The sequence below is a fragment of the Streptomyces sp. V4I2 genome, from assembly GCF_030817655.1.
In the GTDB taxonomy this organism is placed as follows: domain Bacteria; phylum Actinomycetota; class Actinomycetes; order Streptomycetales; family Streptomycetaceae; genus Streptomyces; species Streptomyces plumbiresistens.
Genome location: NZ_JAUSZM010000003.1, coordinates 9,299,391 through 9,313,801, shown reverse-complemented (window position 1 = coordinate 9,313,801; position 14,411 = coordinate 9,299,391). Strand labels below are relative to the sequence as shown.

At 70.6% G+C, this 14,411-nt stretch carries 14 protein-coding genes; 5 read left to right on the top strand and 9 right to left on the bottom strand.

All coding sequences use genetic code 11. The features are described 5' to 3' along the window. Nucleotides 1-29 precede the first annotated feature (29 nt). Nucleotides 30-1,835 (top strand): RICIN domain-containing protein, encoded by a 1,806-nt coding sequence (locus QFZ76_RS43420; protein WP_307678840.1) that lies wholly within the window; start codon nucleotides 30-32, stop codon nucleotides 1,833-1,835. A 133-nt stretch (nucleotides 1,836-1,968) separates the two neighbouring features. Here QFZ76_RS43420 and QFZ76_RS43415 read toward each other — a convergent pair whose 3' ends face one another. Further along, nucleotides 1,969-2,982, bottom strand: coding sequence for a CdaR family transcriptional regulator (locus QFZ76_RS43415; RefSeq protein WP_307680300.1), 1,014 nt, complete (start codon nucleotides 2,980-2,982; stop codon nucleotides 1,969-1,971). A 339-nt stretch (nucleotides 2,983-3,321) separates the two neighbouring features. Here QFZ76_RS43415 and QFZ76_RS43410 point away from each other — a divergent pair, with 339 nt between their 5' ends. After that, a complete protein-coding gene (locus QFZ76_RS43410; RefSeq protein ID WP_307678839.1) occupies nucleotides 3,322-3,468 on the top strand; it encodes a hypothetical protein in 147 nt (48 codons plus the stop codon). A 126-nt stretch (nucleotides 3,469-3,594) separates the two neighbouring features. Further along, complete coding sequence (locus QFZ76_RS43405) at nucleotides 3,595-4,176, top strand: hypothetical protein (protein ID WP_307678838.1); 582 nt, start codon at nucleotides 3,595-3,597, stop codon at nucleotides 4,174-4,176. Nucleotides 4,177-4,235: 59 nt separating this feature from the next. On the opposite strand, the gene QFZ76_RS43400 is transcribed toward QFZ76_RS43405, so the two are convergent. The 3 genes from QFZ76_RS43400 to QFZ76_RS43390 all read right to left on the bottom strand — a co-directional run bounded on the left by QFZ76_RS43400 (nucleotide 4,236) and on the right by QFZ76_RS43390 (nucleotide 7,012). Continuing rightward, nucleotides 4,236-5,684, bottom strand: coding sequence for a flotillin family protein (locus QFZ76_RS43400; protein ID WP_307678837.1), 1,449 nt, complete (start codon nucleotides 5,682-5,684; stop codon nucleotides 4,236-4,238). Nucleotides 5,685-5,808: 124 nt separating this feature from the next. Further along, nucleotides 5,809-6,294 (bottom strand): hypothetical protein, encoded by a 486-nt coding sequence (locus tag QFZ76_RS43395; RefSeq protein ID WP_307678836.1) that lies wholly within the window; start codon nucleotides 6,292-6,294, stop codon nucleotides 5,809-5,811. A gap of 163 nt (nucleotides 6,295-6,457) precedes the next feature. Beyond that, nucleotides 6,458-7,012 carry a TerD family protein gene (locus QFZ76_RS43390; protein WP_373464443.1) on the bottom strand — a complete coding sequence of 185 codons (555 nt, stop codon included), beginning with the start codon at nucleotides 7,010-7,012 and terminating at the stop codon, nucleotides 6,458-6,460. Nucleotides 7,013-7,318: 306 nt separating this feature from the next. Between QFZ76_RS43390 and QFZ76_RS43385 the strand changes: the two genes are divergently transcribed. Further along, nucleotides 7,319-7,864 carry an isochorismatase family protein gene (locus QFZ76_RS43385; RefSeq protein WP_373464442.1) on the top strand — a complete coding sequence of 182 codons (546 nt, stop codon included), beginning with the start codon at nucleotides 7,319-7,321 and terminating at the stop codon, nucleotides 7,862-7,864. Between the two features lie 69 nt (nucleotides 7,865-7,933). Here the strand turns inward: QFZ76_RS43385 and QFZ76_RS43380 are convergent, their stop codons facing one another. Genes QFZ76_RS43380 through QFZ76_RS43370 form a run of 3 tightly spaced genes read right to left on the bottom strand, consistent with a single transcriptional unit; the run spans nucleotide 7,934 to nucleotide 9,957 of the window. Next, complete coding sequence (locus tag QFZ76_RS43380; RefSeq protein ID WP_307678833.1) at nucleotides 7,934-8,164, bottom strand: hypothetical protein; 231 nt, start codon at nucleotides 8,162-8,164, stop codon at nucleotides 7,934-7,936. Further along, on the bottom strand, nucleotides 8,161-9,738 hold the full coding sequence (locus QFZ76_RS43375; RefSeq protein WP_307678832.1) for an amidohydrolase: 1,578 nt from the start codon (nucleotides 9,736-9,738) through the stop codon (nucleotides 8,161-8,163). The genes QFZ76_RS43380 and QFZ76_RS43375 overlap by 4 nt, the downstream gene beginning before the upstream one ends. Before the next feature lie 6 nt (nucleotides 9,739-9,744). Beyond that, a complete protein-coding gene (locus QFZ76_RS43370; RefSeq protein WP_307678831.1) occupies nucleotides 9,745-9,957 on the bottom strand; it encodes an MbtH family protein in 213 nt (70 codons plus the stop codon). Between the two features lie 87 nt (nucleotides 9,958-10,044). Between QFZ76_RS43370 and QFZ76_RS43365 the strand changes: the two genes are divergently transcribed. Then, entirely contained in the window at nucleotides 10,045-11,172 is a 1,128-nt protein-coding gene (locus tag QFZ76_RS43365) for an alpha/beta hydrolase-fold protein (RefSeq protein WP_307678830.1), read from the top strand. A 66-nt stretch (nucleotides 11,173-11,238) separates the two neighbouring features. On the opposite strand, the gene QFZ76_RS43360 is transcribed toward QFZ76_RS43365, so the two are convergent. Further along, on the bottom strand, nucleotides 11,239-13,242 hold the full coding sequence (locus tag QFZ76_RS43360) for a nitrate- and nitrite sensing domain-containing protein (RefSeq protein WP_307678829.1): 2,004 nt from the start codon (nucleotides 13,240-13,242) through the stop codon (nucleotides 11,239-11,241). Nucleotides 13,243-13,285: 43 nt separating this feature from the next. After that, nucleotides 13,286-14,095, bottom strand: a complete 810-nt coding sequence (locus tag QFZ76_RS43355; RefSeq protein ID WP_307678828.1) for an MHYT domain-containing protein — start codon at nucleotides 14,093-14,095, stop codon at nucleotides 13,286-13,288. Nucleotides 14,096-14,411: the final 316 nt, after the last annotated feature.

Genomic DNA, 14,411 nt, shown 5'->3' with positions numbered 1-14,411 from the left:
TGACCATGGTCGTCCCCCGAGGAGGGGCTATGCAGAGAAGAAGAGTGGGCAAGGCGCTGGGAACGTTCGTGGCGGCATCAGCGATGCTGGCGATACCCGCCTCAAGTGCGCAGGCGTACAACCCGACCGGCGGGATCCTCTACCAGCTCGGAAGCGAACCGTGTCTGAAGGGGCGCGGCAACTGCGCGGTCTACCCGAAGTCGGCGCAGCTGCCGAGCGGACGTCTGGTCGCGTCGTTCGAGAAGTCCACGGTCGTGACGGCGACGGGCAGCGCCGACAGACAGACGCTCCCCGTGTACAAGAGCGACGACCACGGAACCTCGTGGCAGCCGCTGTCCGAGGTCAAGGCGCCGGCGTACCTCTCGAGCGACCCCAAGTACGCGAAGTACACGAGCAACTGGACGAACCCGTACCTCTACACGCTTCCGCAGGACGTCGGGAACCTGAAGCAGGGCACGCTGCTCCTCGCGAGCGTCGTGTCGGGCGACGACTACTACTACAAGGAGCACAAGGCGGCCGACCCGAACTGGACGCCGTCCAACGACGGGGACCGCAAGGACCTGGCGATCGCCCTGTACTCCAGCACCGACCAAGGTGCGACGTGGAACGTCCTCAACATCGTCGCGACGGGCGGCTGGCAGGGCGGCAGTGCGGGCGCGGTCGGCCAGAACATCGCGAACGCCAACACGAACAAGCAGGTGGATCCCCTGTGGGAGCCGTACCTGATGGTCTACAAGGGCAAACTCGTCTGCTACTACTCCGATGAGAACGACTACATCGGCTTCAACTCCACCACCGGCGTGCCCACGCTGGACCCGGCGAACGACACTGCGCCCGACTCGCACGGCCAGATCCTCGCCCACAGGACCTGGGACGGCCGCAGCGCCCAGTGGAGCTCCCCCGTCCTCGACATCGCCGGACTGACCCAGAACATGGGAGGCGGCAAGACGGAGATCGGCGGCGGCCGGCCGGGCATGACGAACGTCGTGCGCACGACGGACGGCAAGTGGATGCTCCCCTTCGAGTACTGGGCCGGCGGAGCCAACACCAGGTACGTGCTCGCCGACAGCCCGTTGGAGTTCTACCGGGGCTCCGCCACCGGAACGGACGTCGGCTCTCTGCCGGTCGCCACCGGCTCCCGTCCCCTCTCGGGGGGCGGCAGTCCGGTCATCATCCGGCTTCCCGGCGGGCGCCTGGTCTACAACGCGGCCGGCAGCGGCAACGTCTGGGTCAACGAGAGCGGGCGCAGCGACGGCACGTGGACGGAGTACCAGACGACCTCACCGGCCGGATACAGCCGCAACCTGCAGTACGTCGAGGGCACCGGCCGCATCGCGATCCTCAACAACCAGGGCACCTCGACGCTCGCCTTCGCCGAGGTGGACCTCGGCAACTCGGACGGCGCCTACTACCAGGTGGTGAACCGGAAGACGGATCAGGTCATCGGCACCGGGAACAACACCACTGACGCGAACATCGGCAACGCTGACGTGCCCGATGTCGTCCTGGAAGAGCCCGGTGCGGCGGCGAACCCGGCCACCCAGTACTGGCACGTGGTGACCGAGCCGAACGGCGGCACGACCCTGCTGAACAAGTCGGGCGGCCGCGCCGCGGCCATCTGGACGGGGAACGCGACGGCCGGTCAGCGGATCGGCCAGTGGGTCGACAACAGCGCCACCGGCAGCTGGAACCTGATCAGGACGAGCGACGGGTTCTACAAACTGCAGGCCGTCAAGAACACCAGCCTGTACCTGACCGGTGCGTCCGACGGGGCGGCACTCACCCTGCAGACCGCGACCACGGACGGCTCGCAGGACTGGGAGCTCGTCCAGTAGGCCGCTCGCCCGTGTCGGCGGCATCCCGTACGAGGGCTCTCATGGGCGCAGCTCCTCGTACGGGGTGGGCCCGGGCGGGCCTGCCGGTGGGTCGGGCCGGCGGCGACGACGTCGGCCGAACTCGGCGGCTCCCTCACACGTCGTTGTCGGGCCAGCCCAGCAGTCTGGCGCCGATCACCGCGGTCTGAAGCGTGTAGCGGTGAACCGGGTCGGCCGGATCGGCGCCGGTCAGTTTGTGGATGCGCTCCAGCCGGTAGGTGAAGGCGCGCACGCTCAGGTTCAGGCGGCGTGCCGCCTCCGCGGCGACGCAGCCCGAGTCGAAGTAGGCGGTCAGCGTCTCGACGAGCGGGCGGGCTCCGCCGCGCGCGGTCCAGAGCGGGCCGAGGGTGTTGACGACGAGGTCGGCCATGGCCTGCCGGTCGCGGGTCAGGACGGGGTAGACAAGGAGGTCCGCGGCGCGCAGCACCGGCTCGTCGAGGTGCAGCCGGTCGGCCAGGTCCAGGGCGTTGAGGGCCTCTTCGTAGGAGTGGACGACTCCCCCGGCGCCCGGGTGGGGGCGCCCGATGGCGACCTGACCACCGTCGGTGGCCGCGTGCGCCTGCTCGGCGAAGAACACCAGCACGTCGTCCTGGTCCCCGGGCGCGATACAGACCAGCCGCCCGTCCTTCGTGGTGAGCAGGATGCTTCGCTCGCCGAACCGGCCGATCACGGCACTCTCCACCTGCCGGGTGGCCGGGTGGATGTCCTCGACCGGCTGGCTGCCCTGAGCGACGGCCACCGCATGGGCGCGAGACAGGAGCAGCCCGAAGCGTACGGCTCGTTCGGCCAGGCGGCCCAGGTCACTGCGGCCGTAGAGCAAGTCGTCGATGAACTCGCGCCGTACTGCTTCCTCCTGCCGCACGGCGAGCTTCTGCGCGCGTTCGTGCCCTTCGGCGAAGGCGTCGATCGCCTGCTCCACGGCGGCGAGCAGGCGATCGCCTTCGGCCGACGACAAGGTGGGCCGGCTCTCGCGCGTCACGGACAGATGCCGACGGACCAGGGCCCGCAGACCGAGCCCGGCCTCGGCGGCACGCTCTCCCCTGGTCCTCAGGGCCTCCAGTTCGTCCCGGGTGAGACGGCGGCCGGTCGCACACACCTCGGCCAGCATCTGGGCATACCCCTCCAGGTACTCGTCGGGGATCTCCCGCCCTGCCACCCGTCCTCCTGTGTCCTCGGCTGTGTCCTCGACGTACTGCCGGCGCGTCCTCACGCACGAGGGACAAGAGTGGCAGATGCCAGGTCGGTGAGTGACGCGGGCCTCGGGCGTCGCTGTCCGGCATCAAGGAGACATAAACACTGCCGGAACAAGGCAATGCGGTGCAGACCAGCGCCACTTCAAGATGGTGACGGCGAATACGCGGTGCCGGACGTCGGCAACAGCTGCGGGCACGCGGACCACTGATCGCACATCCGGCCGCCCGGACGCGGCCGGGCGAAAGGAGCTGCCATGATCTTCTTCCTGATGCCGACCACCGCCGCTCTCCTGATCATCGTGGCCGGTACGGCCGTACTGATCCGTCGGGACCGGCGACGCATGCAAGGCAACGTCGCCACCCTGTCGGATCGAACGAGCCGCCACCAGACGGACACGTGACGCACGGCGCCTGGCGGGCCGCTCGTTACGCCTTCGGCCAGGACATTGACGTGAAACTTACGCGGCGCGTTCCCCGGGGAGCACACTGGTGGTGTGCTGTCGGTGCTCACAAGGGGGTGTCGGCCGATGGCTGCGTCACGGTGTGCGCGTGTGCGGTTGTGGCGGTGGCGGCGCAGCCCGCTTCGGCGGCGCAGTGACGTCATCGAGGCCTGGATGGTGCTCGCGGGGTGGCTGTTCGCCCTGGTGGGTGGGCTGCTCGTCGGCCAGGTGACGGCGGACGCGGTGGAGCGGTCCGCCGAGCGGCAGCGGGCCGAGAGCCGCGAGGTCGCGGCCGTCCTCGTCGAGGACGCGGACGATCAGGCGCCCGCGCGGGTGGGGAGCGACTACCGGGTGCGGGCCACGGTGCGCTGGACCGCGCCGGACGGCTCGACACACACGGACGAGGCGCGGGTGCCTGCCAAGACCCGGGCCGGAACGACGGTTGCCGTGTGGACGGACCGGAACGGCAAGATCACGGACAAGCCCCTGGGCCACGGGGAGATCCGGCTGCACGCGGTCTCGGGAGGCGTCCTCGCGGCGCTGAGCGCGGGCGGGGCGGTCCTGGGCACGGTCTGGGTGGTGCGCCGGGGGCTCGAGCGAGGGCGTATGGCGCAGTGGGCCGCGGAGTGGGAGCGGATCGACACACGGCGGGGCTGGAAGACGGGCTGATCGTACGAGCCCGGGCGGCTCAAGGGCTGCCCGGGCTCGCTGTGCCTGCACTGCCGTCGTCAGCCGGTGACGTCGATCTTCCCGTTGGCTTCGGCGGGAGCCGTGGTCGGGGACATGGTCACGGGCTGCGAGCCGCTGCCTCGCCCCTGGGTGAGGTTCTTCAGCAGTTCGGCGAGGTCGACTCCGGTGGTGGAGCCGAGGAGTTCGACCCCTTGGGCGACATTGTCGGCGACGGTCCGCGACAGCCGGCTCGCCCCGTCCGTCGAGATCACCGTCATCTTGTCGATGGCGCTGAGCGGCTCGGACGCCTTGGCGACGACCTGCGGCAGCACCTCGACGAGCATCTGCAGCACGGCCGCGTCGCCGTACCGCGCGAACGCGTCCGCCTTCTTGTGCATCGCCTCGGCCTCGGCGGCGCCCTTCGCGCCGATCGCCGCCGCCTCCGCCTCGCCCTCTATGCGTACCGCGTCGGCGAGCGCGGCGCGGTGTGCCTTCTCGCCCTCACCGGTCAGCCGGGACCTCTGGGCGTCCGCCTCGGCCTGCTTGACCAGGGCGATCCGGCGGGCCTCGGCCTCCTGCTCGGCCTGGTAGCGGGCGGCGTCGGCGGGCTTGCGGACCTGGGTGTCCAACTCACGGTCGGTCAGCGCGGCCTGCCGCTCGGCGACCTTCTCCTGCTCGCTCAGAACCTCCTGGCTGCGCGCGGCCTCGGCCAGCGGACCCGCGGCGGCGGCGCGCGCGGCGGCCTCGTCGGTCTCGGCCTTGATCTCGGCCTGCTTCAGTGCGAACGTCCGCTGTGCGACGGCGATTTCCTCCTCGGCCTTCAGCCGTGCCTGCTCGGCGGCGCGCCGGGCCACCGCCTCGGCGATGTCGGCCTCCTGCTTGGCGCGAGCGGCCTCCGGCCGGCCGAGGTCTTCCAGGTAGGAGCCCTCGGTGGAGATGTCCTGGATCTGGAAGGCGTCCAGCACCAGGCCCTGTCCGGACAGGCTGGCCTCGGCCTCCTCGGCGACCTGGCCCGCGAACGCGGCCCGGTCGCGGATGATGTCCTCCACCGACATCCGGCCGACGATGGCACGCAGCGCACCCGAGAGCACTTCCTGGGTGAAGCCGACGATGCCGTCCTGCTGCATCAGGAACCGCTGGGCCGCGGCGCGGATGGAGTCCTCGCTGCCGCCGACCTTGACGATGGCGACGCCTTCGAGGTGGGCCTTGACCCCGCGCAACGTGACGGCGCCGCGCACGGCGACCGGGATGTGCCGCGAGGAGAGGTCGAGGGTGAACTTCTGCTGCACGAACGGCACGACGAAGACACCGCCGCCGACCACGACCTTCTGTCCGCTGTTGTCGGTGAAGACCCGGCCGGTCTCCGGGTCGGTCGCCTTCTTGCCGCGCCGCCCGGTGACGATGAACGCCTCACTGGGGCCGGCGACCTTGTAGCGGGTGATGACGACGAGCGCCAACAGGACGAGGAGTACGACGACTCCTACCACTGCGATGACGACTGAACTCATGGTGGTTCCCCCTCAGCCCTCCCAGGGGACGGCAGATCGATACGAGTGCTGCGGAACAGTCCTGCGAAACAGGAAAGAGAAGGAGTGCCTCTGAACGGCACTCCGGCCGAGCCGGCTCGGCCGGTCAGCGTTCGACGCGGCGTACGGCGACCGCCGACTGTGACAGTGCGGCTTCCACCCAGATCTCGGCGCCGCGCGCCACGGGGACCGCGCTCCTGGCCGCGAGCTTCACCGGCTGCCCGGCCAGGTGCACCAGCACCTCGCCGTAGCCGTCGGCCGGGATGGCGGTCACCACGGAGCCCGCCACACCGATCATGTCGTCGCCGCGCGGGGCGGCACCGGACGCATCGTTCATCAGCGCGCGGCTCAGGCGATACGCGAGCCGGCCCGTGACGGCCCCGGCAGGCACGCCGACCGCGGTGGCGCCGACCGCGCCCAGCCCCGTGGTGCCCATGACGATCGCACCCGAGAAGCCGAGCATGGAGACGAATCCGGCGACGACCGGGAGCGACAGCAGCCCGTCGAAGAGGCCGTCCAGAACTCCGTCGAAGACGAGGGACAGGACGAGGAGCACGACCCCCGCGATGCCGAGACCCAGAAACCAGGTCATCCGCACTCACCGCCTTCCTTCACCACCACCCGCTGATGAAGGCATGCTCACATGCGGGAGTCCCCCATGACATTGCCTGCTTCCGGCAATCTTTACGCGACTTTTATGCCGTGCTCTCCACCGGGCCGCGGCAGGCAGCGCGCTCCGGGATCCGGCCCGTCGGTCAGGGGTGCCGAACGCTCCCCATTTCGGCGCTGAAAGCCACGGGGTCGCAGTCGAAGCCCCGGATCCTCTCGTGGAACTCCCATACGCCGGAGGAATCCCTGGCGAATTCCGCAACCGTCGCAGCGGTGGATCCGGCGACCCGCGTGAAGTCGTCGTTCAGCAGCTCCCGGTACGCCTGGACGACGACGACCCCTGTGTTCGTCAGGTCGCCGAAGGTCTTGTGACCGCCGGTCTGATGGATGGCCACCCCTACGACCACGCGCGCGAACGAGGGTGCCAGCCGGTCGAGTTCCAGCACCATCACCTCGACGAATCCGAAACCCTGGCCGGTCTCGCTGTGCCGGCTCATGTTGATGGTGCCGTCCGGCGATCGGCTTTCGGTGTGCACCACGTATGCGGGCCGCCCGTAAGGGTCGTCGACGGAGTAGGTCGCGGCCATGATGTCGAGATGGTGAGGTGGCTGGTCCCAGGAACTGGGATCCCAGCGGAGCCTTACTTCGACCTTCTCGAGCCCTTTGCCGACGCTGCTCACCGAACGATGCCTCTCCCGCATGGTGCCACCACTGGACGATCCTGCCTGGTCAAGTATGGCTCCTTGACGCCCCGTTGATGCCGACCGAGAGCACCTGATCGGGTAAAGCGGGGCGATGAGACGTCGACAGAGTCCCCACCGGTAACTTAGGTTAGGCTAAGCTAATACACCGTGGAGGCTCTGTTCGCGGGCGCGTCATGCAGAAGGGAATCGCCCATGGGCTTGCCGGCCATCGACTCGTATCCCATGCCGGACAGCTCCGTTCTCCCTCGGCCGCACGTTTCCTGGAGGATCGATCCGGCGCGTTGCGCGCTCCTGGTCCACGGCATGCAGAACCATTTCGTCGGCGCGTTTGAGGCGGGGCGTTCTCCCGTGGTGGAACTCGTCGACAACATCGTCGCGCTCCGCGAGCTCGCCGGAGCCCTGGGCCTGCCGGTCGTCTTCAGCGCGGAGTCGACCGGACAACGGCCGGGCCGACGTGGTCTCATGGCCGAGGTCTGGGGTCCGGGTATCGGCCAGGAGCCGGATGCCGCCGCGATCATAGAGCCACTCGTACCGCGCCCCGGCGAGCATCTGTTGAGCAACGTGCGCCACAACGCCTTCCTGCGCAGCCATCTCGGCCGGCTGCTGCGCTCGGAGGGCCGCGACCAGCTGATCGTGTGCGGGGTGTACGCGCATCGCGGCGTCCTCCTGACGGCGGCGGACGCCTTCATGAACGACATCCAGCCCTTCATCGTCGCCGACGCCGTGGCCGACGTCTCCGCCGAGGAACACTCCATGGCGCTCCGGTGGGCGGCGCGCAGTGGCGTGGTCTGCTCGACTGCCGCCCTGCTGCGCGATCTGCTCCTGCACCGCGGGCGCCGGAACACCTGACCGGGGCTGGACGTCACGCACACCCAAGTGCCCGCCAGCCGCTCGGCCTTGGGGACCGCCGGGTCGTGCCTACGCGCACGGGCCGCCCGGATACTCGTCGGTCTCCGGTACGCCCGCCCCCCGCATCCTGCGCAGAACCTCGGGCTGGACCGTCTCGTCACCCCCGTCGACAGGACAGTTGATGTCCCTGTCGAAGACCAGGGTCTCCCCGGCCGTGTTCCAGATCACCCAGCGGTGCAGGTGCCCGTCGTCCTCCCAGAGGTGGGCGTAGCTCTCGACTGGTGCCGTCTTCCCGCTCATGATGCCGCCTTCCCGGTGTCACGGCCGTCGACGTATGTCGCCACGACCTCGATGTCTCCGATCCGCGATGTGTCGACGCGCCGGGGGTCGTCGCCGAGCACGACCAGGTCGGCGAGCTTGCCCGCGGTGAGGCTTCCCACGCGGTCCTCCCAGTGGCAGGCGAAGGCGCCGGCGACCGTGTAGGCGTGCAGGGCCTCGTCGACGGTGATGCCCTCGTCCGGTCCGATCACCCGGCCGGACTCGGAGGCGCGCTCGACCATGAACTGGACGGCCCGCAGCGGGGATCCGTCGGTGACGGGGCGGTCGGAACTGCCGACGAGGGTGATGCCGTGGTCCAGGAACGCCCTGCCGCGGTAGAGCCACGGGGCACGCTCCTCCCCCATGATCGCCGCGTAGTCGTCGCCGAAGTAGCGCAGGAAGTTGGGCTGGACGACGGCGCTGACGCCGAGTCGGGCACAGCGCGGGAGCTGGTCGGGGCGGATCAGTCCGGCGTGCTCGATGCGGTGCCGGGCGCCGGGGCGCGGGCGGAGCCGTTGGGCCCGTTCCAGAGCGTCGAGGGCGACGTCGGCCGCGCGGTCGCCGATCGCGTGGACGGCGAGCTGCCAGCCGGCGAGGTGACCGGCCACGATCGTGTCCGCGAGCACGTCCGGGTCGTCCTGCAACTGGCCCGCGCCGTCCAGCCCTTCGTACGGGCTGCTGAGCGCGGCGGTCCGGGCCATCATGCCGCCGTCGGTGAAGACCTTCAGCGCGCCCACGGAGAGCCGGTCGTCGCCGAACCCCGTACGCAGGCCGAGATCGAGGGCGAGGGGAATGCCGTCGTCCGTGTGCGCGGCGACCGGGTGCAGCCGGTCGGCGGACACCATGAGCTGCACCCGCAGCGGCAACAGGCCCTTCTCACCGGCGAGTTGGTAGGCGCCCAGCTCGACCGGGCTGTGGCCCAGGAGGGTGCCGCCGATGCCCGCCTCGGCGCAGGCGGTGACTCCCTCGGCCAGGCAGGCCCGGGCGGCGCGCCCGATCGCCTCGGCCAGTTCCTCCTGGGAGTGGGGCAGACGCAGTGCGCGGGCGGCTCCCATGGCGCCCTCGGCGAGGAAGCCGTTGTCGTGCGGGATGTCGGCGGGGAGCAGGTCGAGCACGGCGGAGTTGACGACGCAGCCGTGCCCGGAGTCGTGCAGCACGAACAGCTTGTGCCCGTGGCTGACCTGGTCCAGTTCGGCGGCGGTCAAGTGGCGGCCCAGGGCGCGCTGGTCGTAGCCGGCGATGCTCACCCAGGCGCCGGGCGAGCCCTTCCGGATGACGGCCTCCTCCACGACGGCGAGCACGTCGTCGATCCGCGTGCGGCCCGCGATGCTCGGGGTGTGCTGCTTGAACCCGGTCCAGGCCAGGTGCACATGGGCGTCGATGAAGCCGGGCAGCACGGTGGCGCCCTGCAGGTCGATCACCTCGCGCGCGGGCAGGGAGGTGACGGCCTCGTCCAGACCGACGATCCGGCCCTGCCAGATACCCAGGTCGTGGGCGACGGGATGGTCGGGGTCCATGGTGAGGAAGCGGGCGTTCGTCAGTCTGGTGGAGAGCATCGGCCGTCAGGCGTCCATGGACTCGGCAAGGGAACGGGGGCGCAGATCGGTCCAGTTGGCCTCGACGAACTCGAGGCAGGCGTCCCGCGTGTTCTCCGCGAAGGCGATCGTCCACCCACCGGGCACCTCCGCGAAGGACGGCCAGAGCGAGTGCTGGCCCTCGTCGTTCACGAGGACGAGGAAACGGCCGTCGGCGTCGTCGAAGGGGTTGGTGCTCATGCGCGGTGCCTCCTGGGGAATAAGGTTAGGCTCGCCTAATCGGCATGAGCTTAGCCTTCTCACTTTCCGCTCCACAAGGAGACGTTCATGAGGTTGGTGGGGGACGACACCTTCGCCGCGTTCGGACTGCCCGGCGCACCCGGCACCGACGAGTTCTGGGCAGCCGCGAGGACACCCGCGTCGATACCCGACGGCGACGGCTGGGTGACCCTGTTCCTGCGGCGCGGGTCCGAAGCGGCGAGCATCGCCTTCGAGAGCTGGTCGGATCCGGTACCCCTGCGCCGGTGGGGCGACACGGACTGCTGGTACGCCGAGGTGCGCATGCCCGCGCGGCTGCGGGTGACCTACCAGTTCCTGACGGGCGACGCGGCGTACGCCGACCCGCTCAACCCGGTCGGTGCGGGCGGTGACCGGTCCATCGCCGCGACCCCGGACGCGCCGGCCCAGCCGCACTGGCCCGTCATCGGCGCCGATGTCGTCCTGCCCCTCCCGCGCACCCGGATCCGCTGGACCAGTGAACGGCTCGGCGGGCGGCGTACCGTACGCGTCCACCCGGTGGGCGGCGGCGGACCGGTGGTCCTGTTGCTCGACGGGGACGACTGGCTGTACCTGCACCCGGCCATGACCGCGTTCGACTCCGCCGTCGCCAGTGGCGACATGCCCCCGGTCACCCTCGTCTTCCTGCCGGCCAAGGACAGGAAGGCCGAGTTCGGGTGCAGACCCGAACTGTGGGAGGCGGTCCGGGACGAACTGCTGCCCCTGGTGGCGGAATCCGGCGTACCCGCCGACCGGGACCGGCTGGTGGTCGCCGGGCAGAGCCTCGGCGGGCTGAGCGCGCTGTACGCGGCACTGGAGTTCCCGGACCTGGTGTCCCGCGTCGCCTGCCAGTCCGGGTCGTTCTGGTGGACGCCCGACGCCCTGGACCTGGCGGACCCCTTGGGCGGCCCGGTCGGCGGCGCCATCGCCGCGCGCCTGCGGACCCTTGGGCCCGACCTGTCCGGTCTGCGGGTCGCGTTCGACGTGGGGGAACACGAGACCCGGATGCTGCCCCACTGCGAGCTGACCGAGACCCTGACCGAACAGGCCGGTGCGACGGTACGGGTTGCGCGGTCGGCGTCGGGCCACGACCGAGCGGGCTGGCGGCATGCCCTGCTCAGGGATGTGGCCTGGGCACTCGATCACAACGGCCGGCGCCAGGAGGTGGATCGGTGCTGAGGGCCGTGTCCGGGTGATGAGTGGTTGAGCGTTGTCATCAGTACGACCGCTGTCCCGCAGCGTTCGTCATCCCCGCTGCTGCGGGATCAACGCCGACGCGGGGGCCAGTGCCCGGCCGCCGTCCTGGTCGCCGGGGAGCGCCGCGTCGTGCACCGGCATGTCGTCCCGTATCAGGTTCTCGGGGATGAGGACGGCCGCCGTGGCCCCGCCGCTCGCCGAGGAACGCAGTTCGACGCTCAGGCCCTGCCGGGCGGCGATGCGGTTGACCACGAAGAGCCCGATCTGCTTGGCGTCGAGCAGATCGACGTTCTCGGACTGGATCTTGCGGTTGGCCTCGGCCATCGCCTCCTCGTCCATGCCGAAGCCGCTGTCCTCGATCTCTATGAGGAGACCCTCGCGCATCCGGGCGGCCCGCAGCCGGACATGGGCGCTCGGCGGTGAGAAGGAGGCCGCGTTCTCGACGAGTTCGGCGAGCAGGTGGATGACGTCGGCGACGGAGCCGCCGTGGACGGAGACGCGCGGTACGGCCCAGATCTGGACCCGGCCCGGCTGCTCGATCTCCGCGACGGCGGCCCGCAGGACGTCCACCAGCGGGATGGGGTCGCGCCAGCCGCGTCCGGGCGCGATGCCGGACAGGATGAGCAGGCTCTCGGAGTGGCGGCGCATCCGGGTGGCGAGGTGGTCGACCTGGTACAGCTCCTGCATCTCGGCCGGGTCGCGCGGGCGCTGCTCCAGTAGGTGGAGCAGGTCGAGCTGGCGGTGCAGCAGCACCTGGCTGCGGCGGGCGAGACTCACGTACACCCCCGAGATGCCGCTGAGCAGTTCGGCGCGCTCGGACGCGGCCTTGAGCGCGGCCCGCTGCACGGCGGTGAGCGCGGAGCCCACCTGGGCGAGTTCGTCGCCGACGAGGCGGCGCATCGGGGCCTCGGCGTCGATGTCCACGCCCTGCCCGGCGTGCAGTCGGCGCATGGCCTTGGGCAGCCGGCGCCCGGCGACCTCCAGGGCGGAGTTGCGCAGGTCGAGCAGTTCGACGATGAGCCCGCGGCCGACGCCCACGGACACGAGCAGCGACAGCAGCACACCCACCAGCCCGAGGATGACGGCGATGCCGGAGGCGCCCAGCGTGTCCCAGCCGAACGGGTTCGCCTTGGCCGTGGCCCCCGTGCCGGCGTCCGACTCGGCCTCGGCGAGCCCCTTCAGCACGGCGTCGGCGGCCAAGTCCCAGTCCCTCAGGAAGCCCGCGGAGATGACTGGAGCGCCGGGCCCGGCGCCGCGCACCCGGTCCTCGCCGGCCGCGAGCCCGTCGTAACCACCGCTGTCCAGCACCGCGTCGTACGCCGCCCGGTGCGCCGGCTTCAGGTCGGCGACCGCCGGCCTCAGGAGCTCCCGCTGGGTGGCGACGGCGCCGACGAACTGCGTGTACTGCTCCATGGTGAGGTTCCCGGCTGCGCCTGCCGCGGCGAGAACGGCCTGTTCCTGGGCCACGGCCTCGCGGGCGCGGGCGAGTTCGAGGACGACCCGTGCCTCGGATGCGGCGTCGGTGCCGTTCTCGCCGGTGAGCGCGCCGGTGACGGCGAAGGCGTGCTCGATGACCGTCGAGTACGCGGTGAACGCCGCCTGGGCGGTGCCCTTCCCATCGGTCCGCTCGCGCAGCGCTGTGAGTCCGCGCGCGTCGGCCTCCAGACGGTCGATGCGGGCGGGCAGCCCGGCGTCGAGGAGCTCGGCGTCCGCGGTGGCGGCGTTGGCGCCGTTGCGGAAGGCGGTGGCGGCCCGGTCGGTGGCCCTGCGTTCTTCCTCGATCGCGTCGAGACCGGCTGTGTCCGGCGCGGCGGCGCGGCGCGCGACGGCGGTCCGTTCGGTCTGCAGCGCGGCGACGAACTCGTCGAGGGGGGCGAGGAGTTCGGCGTTGACGTCCTTGACCCGCTGGGTGTCGCCGATGCTGGAGGCCGTGGTCACCGCGGCGAAGCCCCACAGCGCCATGAGGGACACGATGGGCAGCATGAGCAGGGCGACGATCTTGGCCCGGACCGACCTGGGACGCAGCCGTTCCGTTGTTCGGGTGACACGCATGGGATACCTCGAGAGGTGTGGTGCGGCGCTGCGGACGTACGGCTCAGACGGTCGCCGTGGTGGCGGGCGCGGTGACGGTCGCGGTGGAGAGCTCCACCTCGCGCAACAGTTCGGCGGCGACGGACTCGGCACGCTTGCCGGTCGGAGAGAGCGCGACGTACGCGGACGTGAGGAAGAGGAACGAGCCGAGCACGACGGCGAGCGGGAAGAGGAACTCGGTGGCCGTGGCCCCGGACAGTTCCGCGCTGCTGGGCGCGAGGCTGACGTCGACGGCGTACATGGCGGTGTAGTGCATGCTGCTGACCGCCAGCCCCATGACGAGCGCGGCGACGGCGGCGAGGACGGGACCGCGCACGATGAGGGTGAGGGTGAGCGCGGCGGTCGCGGCGACGACCGCGATCGCGACGGAGGCGACGACGAGGAGCGGGTCGTAGTCGACGGTGCCGTGCAGGTTGAGCGCGGCCATGCCGGTGTAGTGCATGGCGGCGACGCCCAGTCCGGTGCCGAGCCCGCCGAGCGCCACCGACACGACGCGCGAGCGCCCGTACCCGGCGGTGAAGACGCCCGCGCTCACCACGGCGATGGCGATGACGAGGCTGAGTACGGTGAGCGGGACGTCGTAGCGGATGGGCGTGCCCTCGACACCGAAGCCCATCATCGCGACGAAGTGCATGGTCCAGATGCCGGAGCCGATCGCGAACGAGGCCAGCGTCAGCCAGTTCCGTTTCGAGGCGCCGTCGGCCTCGAGGGCCCTGACGGTGCACCGCAGGCCGAGCGCCGAGCCGACACAGGCCATGACGTAGGAGAGAACGGGTGTCACCCATCCGGCGCTGAAGTGGTCCATGTGTCCCACGAGGAAACCCCTCTCGCCCGCCGGGCGGAGAGCTCAGCGCGCACGTAAGTACCGCCGGTAACAGAGACTCGGAGGAACGAGATCGCGCCACTGCTTGCCGGAGGTCGGTGAGGGTTAAAGTACTGCGGTGTGGGTTACGGACCCGTTTGCACGCAGGTGCTTCACATACCCCTTACGGGGCCTGTACGTTCGCCGCCGACACGGCTCGCCCGCGCCACAGGCCACAGGAGCGGCCGCAGATCCGGGCAGAAAAACGTCCAGGACGGCAGCGCTCCGTACACCCCGAGCATGGCCGAAAAGTGTCCAAGGAGCGGTC